The organism is Parabacteroides faecalis (assembly GCF_022809355.1).
Classification (GTDB): Bacteria; Bacteroidota; Bacteroidia; order Bacteroidales; family Tannerellaceae; genus Parabacteroides; species Parabacteroides faecalis.
In genome coordinates this window covers 14,931-34,283 of the sequence record NZ_JAKZMM010000034.1, presented here as the reverse complement: position 1 = coordinate 34,283, position 19,353 = coordinate 14,931, and the positions used below count along the sequence as shown (strand labels likewise).

Annotated in this window: 15 protein-coding genes; 12 read left to right on the top strand and 3 right to left on the bottom strand. The window is 41.6% G+C overall.

Going from position 1 to position 19,353, the window contains the following annotated elements:
* The first annotated feature begins 4 nt into the window (after positions 1 to 4).
* The 4 genes from MUN53_RS12805 (at position 5) to murI (ending at position 4,832) form a co-directional block, all read left to right on the top strand.
* Positions 5 to 2,710 carry a BamA/OMP85 family outer membrane protein gene (locus MUN53_RS12805; protein ID WP_243325839.1) on the top strand — a complete coding sequence of 902 codons (2,706 nt, stop codon included), beginning with the start codon at positions 5 to 7 and terminating at the stop codon, positions 2,708 to 2,710.
* 118 nt (positions 2,711 to 2,828) lie between these two features.
* The gene (locus MUN53_RS12800) at positions 2,829 to 3,344 is read left to right on the top strand and encodes an OmpH family outer membrane protein (protein ID WP_243325837.1); all 516 of its coding nucleotides are present in this window, start codon (positions 2,829 to 2,831) and stop codon (positions 3,342 to 3,344) included.
* Positions 3,345 to 3,416: 72 nt separating this feature from the next.
* Positions 3,417 to 3,920, top strand: a complete 504-nt coding sequence (locus MUN53_RS12795) for an OmpH family outer membrane protein (protein ID WP_022456925.1) — start codon at positions 3,417 to 3,419, stop codon at positions 3,918 to 3,920.
* A gap of 69 nt (positions 3,921 to 3,989) precedes the next feature.
* A complete protein-coding gene (gene murI / locus MUN53_RS12790; RefSeq protein ID WP_243325836.1) occupies positions 3,990 to 4,832 on the top strand; it encodes a glutamate racemase in 843 nt (280 codons plus the stop codon).
* 214 nt (positions 4,833 to 5,046) lie between these two features.
* Here the strand turns inward: murI and MUN53_RS12785 are convergent, their stop codons facing one another.
* Together MUN53_RS12785 and MUN53_RS12780 are read right to left on the bottom strand one after the other, a co-directional pair.
* Complete coding sequence (locus MUN53_RS12785) at positions 5,047 to 5,415, bottom strand: YccF domain-containing protein (RefSeq protein ID WP_243325834.1); 369 nt, start codon at positions 5,413 to 5,415, stop codon at positions 5,047 to 5,049.
* The gene (locus MUN53_RS12780) at positions 5,412 to 6,734 is read right to left on the bottom strand and encodes a M23 family metallopeptidase (RefSeq protein ID WP_243325832.1); all 1,323 of its coding nucleotides are present in this window, start codon (positions 6,732 to 6,734) and stop codon (positions 5,412 to 5,414) included. Before MUN53_RS12780 ends, MUN53_RS12785 begins: the two co-directional genes overlap by 4 nt.
* A 123-nt stretch (positions 6,735 to 6,857) precedes the next feature.
* On the opposite strand from MUN53_RS12780, the gene MUN53_RS12775 reads away from it, so the two are divergent.
* The 7 genes from MUN53_RS12775 (at position 6,858) to MUN53_RS12745 (ending at position 17,128) form a co-directional block, all read left to right on the top strand.
* The gene (locus tag MUN53_RS12775) at positions 6,858 to 10,856 is read left to right on the top strand and encodes a hybrid sensor histidine kinase/response regulator transcription factor (protein WP_243325830.1); all 3,999 of its coding nucleotides are present in this window, start codon (positions 6,858 to 6,860) and stop codon (positions 10,854 to 10,856) included.
* 142 nt (positions 10,857 to 10,998) lie between these two features.
* On the top strand, positions 10,999 to 13,338 hold the full coding sequence (locus tag MUN53_RS12770) for a GH92 family glycosyl hydrolase (protein WP_243325828.1): 2,340 nt from the start codon (positions 10,999 to 11,001) through the stop codon (positions 13,336 to 13,338).
* 39 nt (positions 13,339 to 13,377) lie between these two features.
* Positions 13,378 to 14,175 carry a basic secretory family protein gene (locus MUN53_RS12765; protein WP_243325827.1) on the top strand — a complete coding sequence of 266 codons (798 nt, stop codon included), beginning with the start codon at positions 13,378 to 13,380 and terminating at the stop codon, positions 14,173 to 14,175.
* Positions 14,176 to 14,533: 358 nt separating this feature from the next.
* Positions 14,534 to 15,889, top strand: a complete 1,356-nt coding sequence (locus MUN53_RS12760) for an MATE family efflux transporter (RefSeq protein ID WP_022456918.1) — start codon at positions 14,534 to 14,536, stop codon at positions 15,887 to 15,889.
* 81 nt (positions 15,890 to 15,970) lie between these two features.
* Positions 15,971 to 16,231 carry a type II toxin-antitoxin system HicA family toxin gene (locus MUN53_RS12755; RefSeq protein WP_022456917.1) on the top strand — a complete coding sequence of 87 codons (261 nt, stop codon included), beginning with the start codon at positions 15,971 to 15,973 and terminating at the stop codon, positions 16,229 to 16,231.
* Between the two features lie 5 nt (positions 16,232 to 16,236).
* Positions 16,237 to 16,587 (top strand): type II toxin-antitoxin system HicB family antitoxin, encoded by a 351-nt coding sequence (locus MUN53_RS12750; RefSeq protein ID WP_243325826.1) that lies wholly within the window; start codon positions 16,237 to 16,239, stop codon positions 16,585 to 16,587.
* Positions 16,588 to 16,705: 118 nt separating this feature from the next.
* Entirely contained in the window at positions 16,706 to 17,128 is a 423-nt protein-coding gene (locus MUN53_RS12745) for an META domain-containing protein (RefSeq protein WP_243325825.1), read from the top strand.
* A 76-nt stretch (positions 17,129 to 17,204) separates the two neighbouring features.
* Here MUN53_RS12745 and MUN53_RS12740 read toward each other — a convergent pair whose 3' ends face one another.
* Positions 17,205 to 18,398 carry an exo-beta-N-acetylmuramidase NamZ family protein gene (locus MUN53_RS12740; protein ID WP_243325824.1) on the bottom strand — a complete coding sequence of 398 codons (1,194 nt, stop codon included), beginning with the start codon at positions 18,396 to 18,398 and terminating at the stop codon, positions 17,205 to 17,207.
* Between the two features lie 336 nt (positions 18,399 to 18,734).
* Here MUN53_RS12740 and MUN53_RS12735 point away from each other — a divergent pair, with 336 nt between their 5' ends.
* On the top strand, positions 18,735 to 19,292 hold the full coding sequence (locus MUN53_RS12735) for an RNA polymerase sigma-70 factor (RefSeq protein ID WP_022456913.1): 558 nt from the start codon (positions 18,735 to 18,737) through the stop codon (positions 19,290 to 19,292).
* The last annotated feature ends 61 nt before the right edge of the window (positions 19,293 to 19,353 follow it).

The following is a 19,353-nucleotide window of genomic DNA, read 5'->3' as shown; positions in this document are numbered from 1 at the left end:
TAATATGTACAAAGGAATAGTGCTGTTTTTCCTTTTCTTGAGTGTAACCTTCGGTGTGTTTGCTCAGGAGAATGGAAGTGATACTGCGAAGGTTGAGAAACCGGCAGATTTGCCGGTGATTTCTTACTCGTTAACGCCGAAGAAGTATAAAATTGCGGATATTAAGGTAACGGGTGTAAAGAATTATGATGATTTTGTGCTGATCGGATTTTCCGGATTATCAGTAGGTGATGAGATTTCTGTGCCGGGAGATGAAGTGACAGCTGCTGTCAAAGCTTTCTGGAAGCATGGATTGTTTTCGGATGTAAAGATTTTGGCGAATAAGATTGAAGGCGATTCTATTTGGTTGGAATATCAGTTAAAACAGCGTCCACGTATTTCGGAAGTTAATTATCATGGTATCAAGAAAGGTGAACGGGAAGACTTGGAAGCAAAACTGGGCTTGAAAAAAGGATTCCAGATTACACCGAATGTCTTGGACCGTGCGAAGATTCTGATTGAAAAGTTCTTCGATGGAAAGGGATTTAAGAACGTGGATGTAAATATCCAGCAAAAGGATGATATGGCTCATGAAGGTGAAGTCATTTTGGATATTTATATTGACAAGAATGAAAAGACCAAGATTCATCGTATCTATTTTGAAGGAAATAACGCGTTGACGGCTCGTCAACTGAAGAAAGCCATGAAGAAGACGAATGAAAAATTCAGTCTTTTCAATGACTGGAAGTCAAGTATCTTGGAAATGTTCAGCACGAAGAAATTTACTACAGAAGAATACGAAAACGATAAGAATAATTTGATATCCAAATATAACGAGTATGGATATCGTGATGCCGTTCTTTTGGCAGACAGCGTTGTTAACTTCAATGAAAAGAAAGTTGATATTTTCTTGAAGGTTGATGAAGGTGAAAAGTATTATCTGAAAGATATCCGCTTTGTCGGTAATACGAAATATTCGACAGACTATTTGATGGCGGTATTAGGCATGAAGCCGGGTGAAGTTTATAACCAGAAGAAACTGAATGACCGTTTAAGTATGGACGAAGATGCGGTTTCTAATATTTACTTTAATAACGGTTACTTGTTCTTTAACGCAGATCCGGTGGAAGTGGAAGTTGAAAACGATTCGATCGCTTTGGAAATCCGTATTCAGGAAGGTCCGCAGGCTACGATTAATCGTGTCATCATTAACGGTAATGACCGCTTGTATGAAGATATCGTACGTCGTGAGTTGCGTACAAAACCGGGTAAGTTGTTTAGCCGTGAGGATTTGATGCGTTCTGTCCGTGAAATTGCCCAAATGGGACACTTCGACCCGGAAAACATGAACCCGCGTCCTATTCCAGATCCGGAAAACGGAACCGTAGATATCGAATATAATTTGGTTTCTAAGGCGAACGACCAGATTGAATTCTCGGCTGGTTGGGGACAAACCGGTGTGATCGGTAAGTTGAGTTTGAAGTTTACGAACTTCTCTATGAAGAACTTCCTGAACCCGAAATCTTATAAGGGTATCATTCCGCAAGGTGAAGGTCAGACTTTGACATTAAGTGGACAGACCAACGGACGTTATTATCAGGCGTATAGTATTTCGTTCCTGGATCCGTGGTTTGGAGGTAAACGCCCGAATACACTTTCTGTCAGTGCTTATTTCTCCAAGCAAACAGATATCAGTACTTCTTATTTGAGTAATATGTATAGTGGATATAATCCGTATTATTATGGTGGTTATCCTTATTACGGAGGTTATGGTTACGGTGGTTATTATGGAGGTTATTATCCGGGATATGGTTATGGATACAATACCGGAAGCTATGAATTGGCTTTAAACCCGGATAAGTCTATCATGATGTTTGGTTTGGCTGCCGGTTATGGTAAACGTTTGAACTGGCCGGATGACTTCTTCCAGTTTATGGCTACCTTGAACTATCAGGTGTATATGATGCACGATTGGGATTATTTCTTGGTAAACAACGGAACTTGTCATAATGTCAACTTGGAATTGTTGTTGCAGCGTAACTCTATCGATAACCCGTTGTATACACGTAGTGGTTCGCAGTTCTCGTTCTCAGTAGCAGCAACGCCTCCGTTCTCTTTGTTTGACAACAAAGATTATGCTTCTATGAGTGATCAGGATCCGGAGAAGTTCAAGATGATTGAATATCATAAGTGGAAGTTCAAGGCAAAAGTATTCTCTCCGTTGGCTCCGCTGACTGTAAAACGTACACCGGTCTTGATGACACGTGCTGAATTTGGTTTCTTGGGAACTTACAATAAGCATAAACGTTCTCCGTTCGAAACCTTCTATATGGGTGGTGACGGTATGACTGGTTATTCAAGTACGTATGCTACCGAAACGATCGGTTTGCGTGGTTATGAGAATGGTAGTATTGCCGGTAATGGTAGTTATAGTTCGTATGGTTATGCTTATACTCGCTTGTCAATGGAATTGCGTTATCCGTTTATTTTGGAACCGTCGTCAACCATTTACGGATTGGTATTTGCAGAAGCCGGTAATGCTTGGACTGATATGAGTAACTATAATCCGTTTGACCTGAAGCGTTCGGCTGGTGTCGGTGTTCGTATCTTCTTGCCGATGATCGGTTTGATGGGTATTGACTGGGCATACGGTTTCGATGAACCTAACTATGGATCATCAGGTAAACGAAGCGGAAGTAACTTCCACTTCATTATCGGTCAGGAATTCTAAGCAGCCGGTATCTTGTTGAATTAAAATAGTCTATAAAATAATGTAAAATATAGCCGAGTGTTTAAAACCTCGGCTATATTTGTAGTCGATAGTTTAGTAATTATAAAACAGAAGATGTATGAAAAAGCTTTTTTTGATAAGTTGTTTGTTGGTTGTATGCGCTTGGATGGCTGATGCCCAGAAGTATGCCTTGATAGACATGGAATATATTCTGAAGAATATCCCGGCATACGAGATGACTAACGAACAGTTAAGCCAGGTTTCCAAGAAATGGCAGAACGAAGTGGATGCATTACAGCAGGAAGCGCAGAATATGTATAAGACCTATCAGAGTGATTTGGTGTTCCTTTCTGCCGAGATGAAGACGAAGCGTGAAGAAGAAATTGTGAAGAAGGAACAGGAAGCGCAGGATTTGAAACGGAAGTATTTTGGTGCAGATGGTGAATTGTATAAGAAGCGCGAAAGTTTGATGAAACCGATTCAGGATGAAATTTATAATGCCGTGAAAGAAATATCGGAAGACAAAGGCTATCAGCTGGTGATTGACCGTGCTTCGGCCATGAGTATTATTTTTGCATCACCGAAGATCGATATTAGTAATGAAGTGCTTGTAAAGTTAGGATATTCAAAATAATTGCGTAACTTTGTGCGCCTTATTGTGGCTTGTATCTCGATAAATATTAATAATCTATTATAATCAAGAAAAATGAAGAAACTTATTGCTTTATTGTTGATGATCCTGCCTTTTGCAGGAGTCGTTAGTGCTCAGGAAGCTAAGATAGCTTTTGTTAATACGCAGGAAGTGTTCATGGCTATGCCGGAAGTGGCAGATATGCAGAAGAAGTTGGACGAACTGAATGCTAAGTATAAGAAAGAGTTGGAGACAATGCAGAGTGAATTCCAAAAGAAATATTCAGACTTTGTAGCTCAGCAGGATTCATTGACTGAGAATATCAAAGTAAGAAGAATGCAGGATATTCAGGATATGCAGCAGCGTATGGATAATTTCGTACAGGTTGCTCAGCAGGATGTTAATAAGCAACAGCAGGATTTAGTTACTCCGATTCAGCAGAAGATTTCAGATGCTATCAAAGCAGTAGGTGCAGAACAAGGTTATACATATATCATCGATCCGCAAGTGTTGCTTTATACAGGTCCGAATGCAATCGACGCTACGCCGATGGTAAAGACTAAATTAGGATTGAAATAACTTATTTGGTGATTAATAAATAAATGAGAAGAGGGTTGTACTTGCTGAGGTACGCCCTCTTTTTTCGTTATGGTAACAAAGTATTCATCTTTGCCTGGTCCGATCGGAATCTTTGATTCCGGTTACGGAGGTTTGACGGTATTCGATAAGATTCGAGAACGGATGCCGGCGTATGATTATATCTATTTGGGCGATAATGCCCGTGCGCCGTATGGACCACGTTCGTTCGATGTGGTTTATCGTTTTACGCGGCAGGCCGTCATGCGCTTGTTTGCTGAAGGTTGTCAACTGGTCATCCTGGCTTGTAATACGGCTTCGGCAAAGGCTTTACGGACAATCCAGCAAAGGGATTTGCCCATTTGGGATGAAACACGCCGGGTGTTGGGTGTTATCCGTCCGACGGTCGAACTGATGGATCGCATCAGCCGGAGTAAACATGTAGGCGTAGTCGGAACGGCTGGAACGATTGCTTCCGGTTCGTACCAGATAGAGATTGCCAAGATGTTTCCACATATTCAGGTTACTTCGGAAGCTTGTCCGATGTGGGTTCCTTTGGTCGAGAACAACGAGTTTGATTCGCCCGGGGCCGATTATTTTGTCCGGAAGTATTTGGATGAATTGTTTCGGAAAGATCCCTTGATTGATACTTTGATCTTGGGTTGTACGCATTATCCATTGTTGATTGAGAAGATTCGTCGGTATGTTCCGACTGGAGTGACATTGCTTCCGCAGGGCGAATACGTTGCCAGCAGTTTGGAAGATTACTTGCATCGGCATCCGGAGATGGACTGTAAGCTGACGAAAGGCAGTACATGCCGCTTTCTGACTACCGAATCAGCCGAAAAGTTCTCGGAGGCTGCCTCCGTTTTCCTGAGCCGCCCGATTAGGGTCGAGCAGGTCGTTATCGATTGATCAATTGATTGCTGAAAAATACGCCGGCTTTTTATCAAAATACGCCAGCTTTTGATGAAAAGCCGGCGTATTTTGGATAAAAGTAAGGCATCTTTTTTTATATGCCCGTATCATTTGCTTCTTTCACGAAAGAATGTTCGTGGAAATATCTTTCATATTCCTTGTAATGCACTGTTAATCTTTTAGATGTGGTGATTCAAATTGAAAGATTACTTTATTGAATTTCTTTACCGAAAGGCGTCAAAGCTAATGCTGCCATTTTGAAATGCTGCCTTCCGAACGGGATGCCAATGATGGTGATACAAAGTAGCAGACCGAAGACGAAATGCGTCAGGCAGATCCAAAAACCACCGATGAAGATCCAGATAATATTCATCAGCAGGCAAAGGCATCCGCTCGAGCCGCCGCTGTCTGTCACCGTCTTTCCGAAAGGCCACAACGCCAGGATTCCTAATTTCAGTGTTTGAAGCCCGAAGGGAATACCGATGATGGTAATCATCATGACTAAACTGGCAAGGATGTATTCAACGGCAGTTAGCAGTCCACCGAAGATAAGCCAAATGATGTTTCCGATTGTTTTCATTTACTCTCTTTATTTGAAGGTTGATTAATCTGTATCGAATCAGAAGTTTGCTTGATCTCCAGAATCGTGTCGGTATATTGCCGGTGTAGGCTGTCCAGCTCCATCAGATATCTTTCTTTGATCAGCAGGAAGCTGTCGCGCAATTCGGGTTTGACAGGAAGCGAAGGCGGTGCGTCCATAGCTAGCGGATTGATGGCTTCTCCGTTCTTATATACCCGGAAATCGAGGTGCGGACCTGTAGATAATCCGGTTGAACCGACGTACCCGATCACTTCTCCTTGTTGTACGTGGCTTCCTACGGAAAGTCCTTTGGCATATCGGCTCAGGTGCATGTAGGAAGTTGTGTACATTGAGTTGTGTTTGATCTTTACGGTGTGTCCACCACCGTTCATATAACCTTTGGCTATAACTGTACCGGCACCAATCGTCTTGACCGGTGTTCCGACTGGAGCCGCATAATCTACTCCGTGGTGAGCACGGTAACGCTTCAGTATCGGGTGGAAACGGGCGTTCGAGAATCGAGATGTGATGCGGAAGAAATCAAGCGGTGCTTTCAGGAAAGCCTTTCGCAAGCTGTTTCCTTCCGGATCGAAATATTCAAACACACTGTCTTGTGTAAAAGGAATGGCTGTGAAAGCCTTTCCTTGATGGGTGAAGATAGCGGCATCGATCGAAGTAATCTCCAAGGCAATGGTATCATCGATGAAGGCTTCATGATAGATTACCTGAAACGAGTCCCCTTCTTTTACATCAAAGAAGTCGATCTGCCAGGCATAGACATCAGCTATCTTTAAGGCTAACAGCGGTGATGCGCCTCCGTCCTTGATCACATTCCACAGCGAGGAAGTAATCGTTCCTTCGATATATTTACGCTTCAGCGTAATATCTTTTGTGTATTCATACGCATGGATGGAATCTCCGGTCAAATCGATGACAGCATAATCTGTCAGTGACTTGGCAAAAGCGATGTATTGGATAGAAGCCAAAGAATCTAACGTTGTTAAAGTACAGTAGTGCATACCGGCTTTCAGCTTGGTCGGATCCAGAACATGAGCCGAAGCACGCGTGATACTGTCTGCTTTTAAGGCAGAAAATCCTAAACGGGAAAAGATAATTGCCGGATTATCACCTTGCCGGATTTCATATCGGTTTACATCCAGTGAATCGATGCAGACGCCATATTCATATACGTGTTGCAGACTGTCAACCCATTCGCTGTCCACTTCTTCTTCTACTTGCTTTTTCGGTTGGCAACTATTGGTAATCGTCAGGAATAAAAATCCTGTTAGAATAAAAATAAGGGTAAATTGTTTGTTCATATACTTTATTTTCAACTGAAAACAGTTCATCCGAACAAATGTAGGGAATAAAATCTACTCTGGCAAACTCATTTCCTCATATTTATTGTTTACATTTGTTCCACATCTATGGATTTTAAGGGCATGAAGCGAATTATATACCTCTTCTATCTGATACTTGGTTGTCTGTTGACAATACCTTCGAAGGCAACTTTGTTGATGGACAAATGTAATCTACCGGACCTATCAAACAATGCTATTCTCTGTATGCATCAAGATCGGGACCATTATGTCTGGTTTGGTACCTACGATGGGCTGAATCTGTATAATGGGACAGACTCGTACGTGTTTCGTTTTGAACAGAACAATGAAAATTCGCTGTGCAGTAATATTATCCATAAGATTACAGACGCCGAACCTGGCTATTTGTGGATAGCAACCTCATTAGGAATTAATAAATTCTCTTTGGATAAACGGGCGGTAGTAGAATCATATCCGGGTTATCTGGAATGTTCTTTTTTGGCGACCGACCGGAAAGGAAATACATTGGCTGTCTGTAAAAATGGCTTTCTTTCCGGCTATTCATTAACCAGTGGAGGGTTTCGGGATTTACCAGATGATGAAATTTCCCCTTCAACGGTGAAGAGTCTGTTTACCGACAGTGAAAATACATTCATGATGGTCTTGGCTTCGGGTAAATTAAGAACCCTCGAAACGGACTTCTCCGAACAGAATTTCCGGGTGAATTATACAGACCGGGAAATACATTCGCAACCTATCTTGTATGCTACGGTTGAAGGACAGACACTTTATCTGGTAGATGAGCAGGAGGTTTTGTATCAATATGATTTGAGAACGGGAGTAAAACAAAAGTTGGCTGATCTGACAGGAATGAGACAGAAATACGGATCGGTTATTAATGTCATGTCGCATTGCGGACGGATCTTTGTCTTCTTCCGTGAAGGATATTTTGTCGATGCCATGACATCTCAGGTCGCCTTGCAAACGGGCTTTGGTGTATTTTGTGTTATGAAAGACCAGAAACAGAATCTGCTGTGGATCGGAACGGATGGAAATGGTGTACATGTTTATTATGATAAACCGCAGTTGTTCGGTTCGTTACTGGCCAGTCAGTTTCCGATGCGTATTTATAATCCGGTTCGTGGTTTATTTACGGACCCTTATAAAAACTTGTGGATCGGAACGAAAGGAGACGGCCTTTATAAAATCTCTCATTATGATACGCATGTCGGGATGATTCCGGTTTCGTCTGTTACCAAGTATACGATAAATGAAGGTTTACCAAGTAACCGCGTCTATTGTTGTACACCCAGTCAGGATACAACCCGTTTTTGGATTGGTTCGGATGGTATCGGTATCTCTTATTATTCTTATAAGGATAAACGGATCCATACACTTGTTCAAGGGAAAGATGAGGTAGCTATCAAGCATGTGCATGCTATTGCCGAGATCAACGATTCAACGCTTTGGTTGGCTACAACGAATGTCGGTTTGCTGGAAGTACATTTGCAGATTCAGCCATCCCAACTGAAAATACGGTCGGTGACTTCTTATTTACCCAAGCACGGAACGAATAGCTGTAATGAGTTTCAGTCTCTTTACTATGATGGAGATTCATTGCTTTATGCCGGGACTCGTGGCGGATACGGTGTGCTGTGCATGAATGTATATACCAAGAACTATCGATTTGCGAAGAAGAATTTTGAGGATCATTCGGCGATTGGAGATGTGCTTTCTATTTGCCGTTCGTCAGATTCCTTGTTTTATATTGGAGCCAGTTCGGGTATGAGTTTGTTAGGCTTGCAGGATAACAGGGCAACTTATCTTTATCATTATAATCGGAACGATGGTATTGGAAATGATATGATTCATGGAATATTGGAAGGTTCGGACCAGAGTGTCTGGATGAGTACGAATAAAGGACTAACCCAGTATAATCCGAAGAACAAGTTATTCCATAGTTACATTGGTTCCGGACTGGAAGTCGTTGAGTTTTCGGATGATTCATATTGGAAGTGTCCTTATACCGGTCGTTTGTTCTTTGGTGGTGTCAATGGTTTGGTTTGGGTAAATCAGCAACATCCTTTTTGGATTGATGAAGGAATGGATTTACATTTCTTTAATGCCCGGATAGAAGATACATACATGCCTCTAGACAGTTCTTTGGTGCGGAAAGGACTCCGTGTGGCTCATGATACACGTGAAATTCAAGTCTCGTTTGCCGTGCCAGATTATATTAATATCGGTAATTATGAGTATGCCTATTGTCTGGAAGGCTTCAGTCCGTCATGGAATGAACTGCGTCGGGGAAATAAGATTACACTATCGTGGCTGCCTCCTGGAGATTATCGGTTGAAGGTTCGGTTCCGATTAGGTGTTTCTGATTATACCGACAAAGAATATGTCTTGCCAATTACGGTCTTGCCGCCTTGGTATCAGACTACCTATGCGAAGGTAGGATATGGTTTTCTGGCTATTCTACTGTTGTTCTTCCTACATCTTTTGTATCGGAGGCAGTTACGTCGCAAGCAACAAGTGATCTTACAGGCGATGGATGAAAAGCAGAAGCAGAAGTTATATGAAGCGAAACTAAACTTCTTCACGCATATCACTCATGAACTCTGTACTCCGTTAACCTTGATTACGGGAGTGGATGATTACCTGCAGCAATATTCTGCACAGCGGAAAGATTCGAAGTTACAGTCATATAGTCGGATTCTCCGGGAAAATGTATTGGAACTAAATCATCTGATACAGGAAATTCTGGACTTCCGTAAGGTGGAAGATGATGGATTCCGGAATGTGAAGTTTGCTCCGGCTTCGATATCCGACTTCTTGCAGCATGAGTGTGAACGTTTTGAGGCATTGATCGAACAACGCAAGATTCATTTCCACTTACAAGTTGCTTCCGGATTAAATTGGAATACGGATATACTGTTGGTAAAGAAGATCTTTTCCAACCTGTTGTCTAATGCCTTTAAATATACTCCGGAAGGTGGAGAAATTCGGGTTTCGGCAGCCATAGAAAATGAAATCTTGGTCTTCCGGGTTTATAATACGGGAAAAGGAATTCCTCAGGAAGAGAGAGAACATATCTTCGACCGGTATTATTTACTCAAAGATGAGGAGGCCGGTGCTGCCACTTCTATGCAAATGCGTACCGGATTGGGACTTTTTATCTGCTTTAATTTGGTTCAGTTGCTGAAAGGTTACATTGATATAGAAAGTGAAGAAGGGCAATATGCCGAGTTTATCGTTTCTTTGCCGGCGCAACCGTTGGAAAAATCTGCTTTACCGGAAGAATTGGAACCGGAAGAAACTCCTGTTCCGGCAGATTCAAAGCAGAAAGAACTGATATTGGTGGTAGATGATCATAAAGACATCACCTGGATGATTTCGGATGTCTTATCTTCAGACTATCGGGTACATGTAGAGTATTCGGCTACATCTGCTTTGGCTTTTCTGAAACAGGAAACACCAGTGTTGCTGATTACAGATATTATGATGCCGGGCATGAACGGACTGGATTTGCTGACTACCTTGAAACAGGATAAATATTTATCCCATATACCGGTAGTTATTGTGTCTGCCATGATTTCCGAAAAGGAACAGGCCGAAGGTCTGAATCGTGGGGCAGATGCGTATTTGACAAAGCCTTTCTCGTCGGTAGTCCTGAAGTCGACTGTTGACCGTTTGGTATCCAATCGGGAAACGATGAAGGAGTATTATTATTCTCCGGAAAGTGCATTCCAGTTCTCTGGCGGACAGTTGATGCACCAGGAGGATAAAGAGTTTCTGGAAAAGGTAACAGCCATTATCAAGGCAAACATGAATCAGGAAGGTTTGCGTCCGGAGTTTATTGCTGAGCAGTTACACATGAATACGCGCTCATTGTATCGTCGCTTCAAGAAGATTTCAGATATGACACCTTCTGATTACATCAAGGATTGTAAATTGTCTTACGCAGCTCAATTGCTAGTTACTACGAATATGAGCGTGCAGGAGATTTTGTATGCTATCGGAAATACGAATAAGTCGTATTTCTATAAAGAGTTTTCCCGGAAGTATCAGGTAACGCCCAAGGACTATCGTAGCATGAATCAAAAGGCTGGGAATGAATAAGGTGTCGAAGCCTGCATAAATTGTGTCAAAAACGACACTGTGGTAGATTCTGATACTATCATGATCGATTTTGTCCCTTATTATCTCTGAAAAAGCGCTTAATATTGCCGTTGGAATGATTCTTAAATCAACGAGCGGTAATATGAGATATTCAAAATTAATTGGTTCTTTGTTGGCTGCAGCTTGTTCGGTTGTAGCTTTTGCTCAGTCGTCCGTTATTGAACGGGTGAATCCGATTATTGGAACAAATGGTATGGGACATACTTTCCCTGGCGCTTGTGTTCCTTTTGGATTGGTTCAATTAAGTCCGGATACAGATACGATTCCTCATAACGTAGATGGAAAGTATCAGCCACGGGCATACGAATATTGTGCCGGATATCAATATAAGGATAGCAGTATTGTCGGTTTCAGTCATACACATTTCAGTGGAACAGGACATTCTGATTTAGGTGATATCTTAATTATGCCTACAACCGGATCCTTGAAACTGAATCCGGGAACTGCCACCAATCCGGATGGCGGTTATCGTTCGCGTTATTCACATAATACCGAAGTATCCAAACCTGGATATTATGAAGTCTTATTAAGTGATTATGGTGTAAAAGCCCAGTTGACTACGACTCAGCGTGTGGGCATTCATAAATATACTTATCCTGCACAAGCAAAAGAGCAACGCATCATTTTGGACTTGATTCATGGTATTTATAATTATGATGGAAAAGTCTTATGGGCTAGTTTGCGGGTAGAAAATGATACGTTACTGACCGGTTACCGGATTACCAACGGCTGGGCTCGTACGAATTATACCTATTTTGCGATCTCGTTCTCCAAACCTATCGTTCATTACGGTTGTGAAGAAAAAGCCAAGGTGAATTATCGGGGTGGTTATGGAAAATTCAATATGAAAGAGAATTTCCCGGATATAGGCGGTCGGAAGATCGTTGCTTATTTCGAATTTGATCCGAAAGCTTCTCAACAGCTGGAAGTAAAGGTTGCTTTGTCGGGAGTAAGTACAGCCGGTGCATTGAAGAACTTGCAGGCAGAAGCTGCATCTGCCGGGTTTGATGAATTGGCCAGCCGGGCTTCGAACACTTGGAACAAGGCTCTTTCTGTGATCGAAGCAAATGGCAATGATGATCAGTTGGCTATGTTATATACTTCTTTGTATCACACGATGATCAATCCGTGTGTTTATACAGACGTAGACGGTCAGTATCGTGGAATTGATCAGAATATTCATACAGCTGATGGCTTTACCAACTATACGGTTTTCTCAGTTTGGGATACTTATCGGGCATTACATCCATTGTTTAACATCATCAACCGACAGGTCAATACGGATATTGCCAAGTCGATGATGAAACATGCCGAACAAAGTGTACATAAGATATTGCCTATCTGGAGTCACATGGCGAATGAAAACTGGTGTATGATTGGGTATCATTCCGTATCCGTATTGGCTGATGCGATTGCCAAAGGATTACCAATCGACAAAGAAGAGGCTTTGGCGGCTATGATCAATAGTTCTACAATTCCTTATTTGGATGGAATCAAGGAATATATGGAAAAAGGATACGTTCCGTTGGAACGGAATGGAAGTGCCGGTTCGCTGACATTGGAATATGCTTATGATGACTGGACGATTTATCAGACCGCACTTCGTGCCGGAGATCAGCAGGTAGCTGAAACATATAAGAAACGGGCGGCTAATTACAACCAGGTATTTGATCCGTCAATTGGCTATGCTCGTCCGAAGTTGAAGGATGGTTCCTTTAAGAAGGACTTTAATTTGCTGAGTACGCATGGTGAGGGATTTATTGAAGGTAATGCGTTGAACTATTCGTTCTATGTTCCGCAAGATGTGAATGGATTGATTCGGAATATGGGCGGCGAGAAATCTTTTATATCGAAATTGGATTCTTTGTTTACGATGCATTTACCGGAAGAATTCTTTGCTCAGACGGAAGATGTCACCAAAGAAGGTTTGTTGGGTGGTTATGTACAAGGAAACGAACCGAGTCATCATATACCGTTCCTCTATGCTTGGACTTCCAATCCTTGGAAAACACAATACTGGCAACGTGAGATCATGAACAAGATGTATCGGAATAATATTGACGGTTTGTGCGGTAATGATGACTGCGGACAGATGTCTGCCTGGTATATCTTCTCAGCATTGGGATTTTATCCGGTTTGTCCGGGAACAGACCAATATGTATTGGGCGCTCCTTATCTGCCTTATATCAAACTGAATCTGGAAAGCGGTAATACTTTTGAGGTGAAGGCTCCGAAAGTGAGCGATAAAAACCGGTACGTCAAGTCGGTGAAGTGGAACGGAAAACCGTATGATAAAGGTTTTATTACCCAGCAGGATATTATGAACGGTGGTGTTCTCGAATTTGAAATGAGTTCGAAGCCGAACAAGAAGCGTTTGTTTACAGGCGACAATCAGCCGTATTCATTGACGCAAGCTGAATAAAGGTATAGTGAGTGTGTTTTTAATCTATTATATAAGAAAATGAAAAGTCGATTTTTAATATCATGTTTCTTTAGTCTGGCATGCTGCTGTTGTATCTCTTGTCAGTCGAATACCACAGAAGAGACGAAAGAAACCGTTTCTGCGACTTGGGATAATTATGATGTCGGTCAGATTGACTTTCAGGTTTTATCGCCTGAAACACGGGGAGCGGCGATTTACAAGACAATTATTCCGGATCCGGATACATATATTACCGAGCAGGCTCGTAAAGTGTTGGCTACATTATACTTTTCACCCGAAGACAGTATTCCGGGCATTGAATGTATCCATTATAAATTGAGAGAATATGATGGCGTTTCGGCCAAAGACGGAGCACCTCCAGCAATCACAATTGAGTATAGTACAAAATGGATAGAGAAAAGCTTTGGTGAAGGAGATACTGCGAAGGTTGATTACGAAACACGTGGTGTTCTGTATCATGAGTTGACGCATGGATTCCAATTGGAGCCGCAGGGAATTGGAAGTTATGGAACTAACAAGACTTTTTGGGCGATGATTGAAGGTGTGGCTGATGCTGTTCGTTTGTTGAATGGTTGCTTTACTCCTGAAGATCGGCCAAAAGGTGGTCATTATATGGATGGTTATCGTACGACAGGTTTCTTCTTGGCGTGGTTGACCGAAAATAAGGATAAGGATTTTCTTCGTAAGTTCAACAGAAGTACGCTGGAAGTCATACCTTGGTCTTTTGAAGGTGGCATTCAATATGCTTTAGGTAGTGATCAGCATGTTGATGATCTTTGGAAAGAATACATGAAAGCGATGGGTGACGAGATCTAAGAAGTCTTTGAGTCGCTCGATCGGTAGATACGATACATAGGAAATGTGAATATAGATTATAAGAATTACAAAACCTGGCTATGAAGCAGTTGTGTTAATTATATATATAAATTAGTTGCGTGTTATTCAATCGGCTGTTTCTTTTCAGGGCGTATGAGCTTCTGAAAAGGAACAGCTTTTTTATTATTGTTTGGAAAGTACCTGTAAGATTCATGACTGGGATAATTCGAACCTTTTGGGAAAACTTTTGACAGAAATCAACTAATGATTTTCCAGAAGAGGAAATCAGAGCGGATATGAATGTCGGCAGATAACGTCTTTGTATCTTTGCAGCTCGAAATACAAACTGTTTGTGGGCATGAAGATAAGACGTTTACATTATCCGAACGGACTACGAGGCAAGTTGCTGAAACTGACCGGTCCGATTTTCCTTGAAACCTTATTGATTCTGACGTTGGGCGTAGTCGATACGTTGATGTTGAGCCATTATTCAGATAATGCGGTGGCAGCCGCCGGGGTTGTCAATCAGCTGTTGAATATGGTTTTCCTGTTGTTTAATGTAACGGCAGTCGGAACATCGGTCATGTGTGCCTTATATTTTGGCGCAAAAGACACCAAGAGTTTTACACAGGTGGTTGGTGTGTCTTTGCTTTTCAACGCTATTATCGGTATAATTATTAGTGCCCTGCTTACTTTCGGTGGAAAACAGATGCTGGTCTGGATGGATATTCGTCCGAATCTGATGCCTATGGCAGTAACCTATATGCAGATTGTCGGTGGTTTCGGTTTCTTTCAGGCTATCAGCTTTACTGTTTCAGCTGTGTTACGTGCGGCCAACAAGCCGAATTATGCCATGCAAGTAACATGCTTGATTAATATCTTCAATATCATAGGTAACTATTCATTGATTTACGGGCATTTCGGATTTCCGGAAATGGGAATACAGGGAGCGGCCATTTCAACCTCTGTTTGCAGAGGCTTAGGCATGCTCTTTCTTTTCTTTGTCTTATTTAAGCGTTTGATTCATCGGATGCCTTTGGCCTATTTCCGGCCGTTTCCTTTTGATAAGCTCCGGGATGTCCTGAAAGTAGGAATGCCTTCGGCTGCCGAGCAGATTTCATACGATGCAGCTCAGGTTTGTGTGGTCTATTTTATCAATATGTTAGGGAATGAAGTATTGACTGCCCGGGTTTATATCATGAATATTGTGATTATCGGTTATATATTCTCTTTGGCCATGGCCAGTGCGACTTCCGTTTGTACCGGTAATCTGGTGGGAGCCGGCAAGAAACAGGCAGCATACATCCTAAGTTGGTATGCTTGGAAACGTTCGTTGATGATCACCTTTGTAGCCAGTATGGGTGTTTATTTGTGTGGTCGTTTTCTATTGGGATGTTTTACCGAGAATGAATCGATTATCAAGATAGCCATGAGCGCATTGTTGATCGATGTATTCCTGGAACACGGGCGGGCTACGGTATTGATGTTCCTTTTCTGCCTTCGTTCAGTAGGCGATGTCGTTGTTCCGGTCCTGATCGAAATTGTCTGCATGTGGGTTTTTGCTGTTTCTTTCGGCTATTTTATGGGTATTGCCTTAGGCTTGGGCCTTGCTGGTATCTGGGTCGGCTTGGCTTTGGATGAAAGTTCCCGCGGAGTTGTCCTGGCTCTTCGTTGGCGTACACAGAAATGGAAACAACGGAACTTGATTCGATAACCAGATTTTCTAAAAGGAATTTTAAGAGGAAATGATTGTGTTTGGTACTAATTTTAGTATCTTTGTGAAAATACGAATTGGATGGGATCAAAAGAAAAACTGGTTGAACGATTCAAGAAGTTGCCTAAAGATTTTACATTTGAAGAAACTTTAGCATTGCTTCGTATCTTTGGGTATGAGAAACATAATAAAGGAGCAACATCTGGTTCTCGCATTCGCTTTAAGAATGAAGAAACAGGCCAATTTATAGATATACATCGCCCTCATCCAGGAAGTATTATGAAGCATTGGATGATGAAGGCGATTTATCAGCATTTATTAGATCGGGGATTATTAAAATAGCAGTTATGGATTATTTGGAATATAAAGGATATAAAGGTACTGTAGAATATAGTAAAGAGGATAATTGCCTTTTTGGAAAAGTGATAGGCATGTCTCAAGATGTAATCCTTTATGAAGGACAAACGTTAGATGAATTGCGTAGTGACTTTGAGGCAGGTATAGATGATTATATTGCCGGGTGTATTGCTGAAGGAGTAGAACCCAGGAAACCATTTAGTGGGCGTCTTAATCTCCGTATGCCTTCTGAATTACATGCGCGAGTTGCCAGTTTGGCTAATAGTACAGGTACGACCATCAACGATTTTATTAATAAAGCGATTATCCATGAGCTGGATCATCATTGTGCTACCTCTTGAAATGTGACTCTATTAAATATTAATTAGAGTTAAATATAAGGAAGCGGGTGAACATCTGACCCGCTTTTTCCGTCTATATAGGTAAATGAAATTTGATAATACAAATAGAAGAGAGAATATGAAAAAGTTTTTTATGTTTGCTTTGATGATTCCGGCTTTTATCGGATCATTGGTTGCATGTTCAAATGCCAAAATGACGGCTCAGCAATTGGAAGGAAAGTGGAATATTGTAGAAGTAAAAGGTGAAAAGGTAACAGCAGAGAATACACCTTTCATGGAGTTTGACATGAAGGAAAACAAATTGCATGGTAATGCAGGATGTAATATCTTCAACACCGCTGTAACGGTGGATGAAAAAGATGCTTCGGCTCTTTCCATCGCTCAGGGAATGACTACGATGATGGCCTGCCCGGATATGGATACAGAGACAAAGATTCTGCGGTCTTTTGAATCAGTAAAAGGTGTTAAAGCCGGTGCAAATGCCAATGAAGCTCAGTTGGTGGATGGCGAAGGTAATGTTGTGTTTCTGTTGAAGAAATAAATTAAGTTGACAAGTTGACGAGGGAACAAGTTGACAAGGCTTGTTTCTTCGTCAACTTGTTTTCTCGTTTCCTAGTTTACTCGTTATAATCCGGATAAAGTAAATACTTTTTACGCATTTCTTTATAAGCCTTCAATTCCTCCTGCCAAGAAGCCTTTATCTCTTCTTCTGTAAGTCCGTCGATGATTTGCTGACGGAGTTTATCGGTTCCTGCCAACAGGTCAAACCACTTGGCCCGTGAGAAGAAAAAGTCGGTATTCTTTCCTGTCTTCTGGTAAAAATCCAAGACGAAACGCAGTGTCAAACCTCCTTCAAAAGGATATTCCTGTAGGTTGATTCCATAACATAGCTTGTCTTTCTGCAACGGGTTGGTATCAAAGCCCGGCAGTGAAACAGGTGTGAACGTATAGTCTCCATATTTCTCATCCGGATAACCGATCATTTGAAAAGGATGATAGGTACCGCGCCCGATACTGAATGGTGTTGCTTCGAAGAAACAGAGTGACGGATAAAGCCGGATCGCCTGATCGTTGGGTAAGTTGGGCGAAGGTTTGATCGGTAACCAGTACGGATCTCCATGTTTCCAGTTCTCGACCTTGACGATATGCAGGTTACAGGATTTCTTTCCGGTCTTCAACCAACCTTCTTCGTTGATCATCCAAGCCAATTCGCCAACTGTCAGGCCGTGCAATAAAGGAATCGGATCAACTCCGACGAATGATTTGAATTTATCTTGCCGGATCGGTCCATCCACAAAGTCATTCGGATTCGGACGATCTAACACGATAAACTGTTTCTTGTTTTCAGCGCATGATTCCATCACATAATGCATCGTACTGATATACGTATAGAAGCGGGTTCCTACATCTTGTATATCAAAGACGACGACATCTATATCTTTCAGTTGCGAAGCTGTCGGACTTTTATGCTTTCCGTAAATTGAAGCGATAGGAATACCGGTTTTGATGTCTTTACTGTCCTTTACCTTCTCTCCGGCATCAGCCGTTCCTCTGAAACCATGCTCGGGAGCGAACACACATCTGACATCGATTCCGCGTTCGAGCAAGACATCCAGTAAATGTTGTTGCTGTTCACCCAGACAAGAAGTCTGATTAACCACCAGTCCGACTCGCTTATCTTTCAGGAGCCGTGTTACCACTTCGATTCGCTCAGCGCCGACTTTAAGCTGGGTACTGCCTTGGGCTGAACAAAAACCAGGGGTATTCCATAAAAGAATAATCAGGCATATAACGATTCGTATCTTTTCCATATCCGTTTTAGATTGATTCCTGTTATGGCAAAGATAAATAATTTTATTTATTCAGTCTTATTTTATAGACAGATAGTCGGGAAGAATTGACCGAAATCATACGACAAAGTAATTGTTTGACATCTGTCAAAAAGCTTTACTACTATTGTGGTAAAGCTTTATCACATATATGGAAAAGCTTTACGACATCTGTCAAAAATATAAATTCTCGTTATTTTTCACCTAGGAGTCCGTAGGAATATATAGAGATGCACTCGGAACAGTAATCGGAAAATATTTGAAAAGAATGAAGCCTTTGTGTAATTTTCTTTACATTTGCCTTGGAAATAATATAAAATGAAAGACAAAGACTTTGCAAAGGTATATGAGCGGAATTACAAGCGTTCGTTTCTGTTTGCCAAATCGTATGTACATGATGATTTGGTAGCAGAAGATATTGCAGCCGAATCTTTGTTCAAATATTGGCAAATCTGCAAGGAGTCGGAAGAAAATGTTTCCGAAGCGATGCTGGTCACCATACTGAAAAACAGAGCGATCGATCATTTAAGGAGAGATGCACATCGGTTAGTAGCTCTTGAAGATATGGCAGAAATGGCCGTACGGAATCTGGAAATACAAATTTCCGCATTAGAGGCTTGCGATCCGAACGAACTGTTTTCGGAAGAAATTCAGCGGATTGTTCAAGAGACCATGAATACTTTGCCTGAAAAAACACAAGAAATCTTTTTTTTAAGCCGATATGAGAATAAAACATTCAAAGAGATTGCAGAGATAGTGAATCTTAGTCCTAAAACTGTTGAATATCATATCTCTCAAGCTTTGAAAGCCTTGCGTATCGCCTTGAAAGATTATTTACCGCTGTGGCTTATCTGGTTCTATTGGTATCAGAATTGATCAGATTTCACACCCTTCACAGGAAATCGCTTATTAACAATGGAATAGACAGGTGTGTGAA

Coding starts and splice junctions, on each gene's coding strand:
- MUN53_RS12805 (WP_243325839.1), top strand. CDS start 5: ATGTACAAAGGAATAGTGCTGTTTTTCCTTTTCTTGAGTGTAACCTTC.
- MUN53_RS12800 (WP_243325837.1), top strand. CDS start 2,829: ATGAAAAAGCTTTTTTTGATAAGTTGTTTGTTGGTTGTATGCGCTTGG.
- MUN53_RS12795 (WP_022456925.1), top strand. CDS start 3,417: ATGAAGAAACTTATTGCTTTATTGTTGATGATCCTGCCTTTTGCAGGA.
- murI (WP_243325836.1), top strand. CDS start 3,990: ATGGTAACAAAGTATTCATCTTTGCCTGGTCCGATCGGAATCTTTGAT.
- MUN53_RS12785 (WP_243325834.1), bottom strand. CDS start 5,415: ATGAAAACAATCGGAAACATCATTTGGCTTATCTTCGGTGGACTGCTA.
- MUN53_RS12780 (WP_243325832.1), bottom strand. CDS start 6,734: ATGAACAAACAATTTACCCTTATTTTTATTCTAACAGGATTTTTATTC.
- MUN53_RS12775 (WP_243325830.1), top strand. CDS start 6,858: ATGAAGCGAATTATATACCTCTTCTATCTGATACTTGGTTGTCTGTTG.
- MUN53_RS12770 (WP_243325828.1), top strand. CDS start 10,999: ATGAGATATTCAAAATTAATTGGTTCTTTGTTGGCTGCAGCTTGTTCG.
- MUN53_RS12765 (WP_243325827.1), top strand. CDS start 13,378: ATGAAAAGTCGATTTTTAATATCATGTTTCTTTAGTCTGGCATGCTGC.
- MUN53_RS12760 (WP_022456918.1), top strand. CDS start 14,534: ATGAAGATAAGACGTTTACATTATCCGAACGGACTACGAGGCAAGTTG.
- MUN53_RS12755 (WP_022456917.1), top strand. CDS start 15,971: ATGGGATCAAAAGAAAAACTGGTTGAACGATTCAAGAAGTTGCCTAAA.
- MUN53_RS12750 (WP_243325826.1), top strand. CDS start 16,237: ATGGATTATTTGGAATATAAAGGATATAAAGGTACTGTAGAATATAGT.
- MUN53_RS12745 (WP_243325825.1), top strand. CDS start 16,706: ATGAAAAAGTTTTTTATGTTTGCTTTGATGATTCCGGCTTTTATCGGA.
- MUN53_RS12740 (WP_243325824.1), bottom strand. CDS start 18,398: ATGGAAAAGATACGAATCGTTATATGCCTGATTATTCTTTTATGGAAT.
- MUN53_RS12735 (WP_022456913.1), top strand. CDS start 18,735: ATGAAAGACAAAGACTTTGCAAAGGTATATGAGCGGAATTACAAGCGT.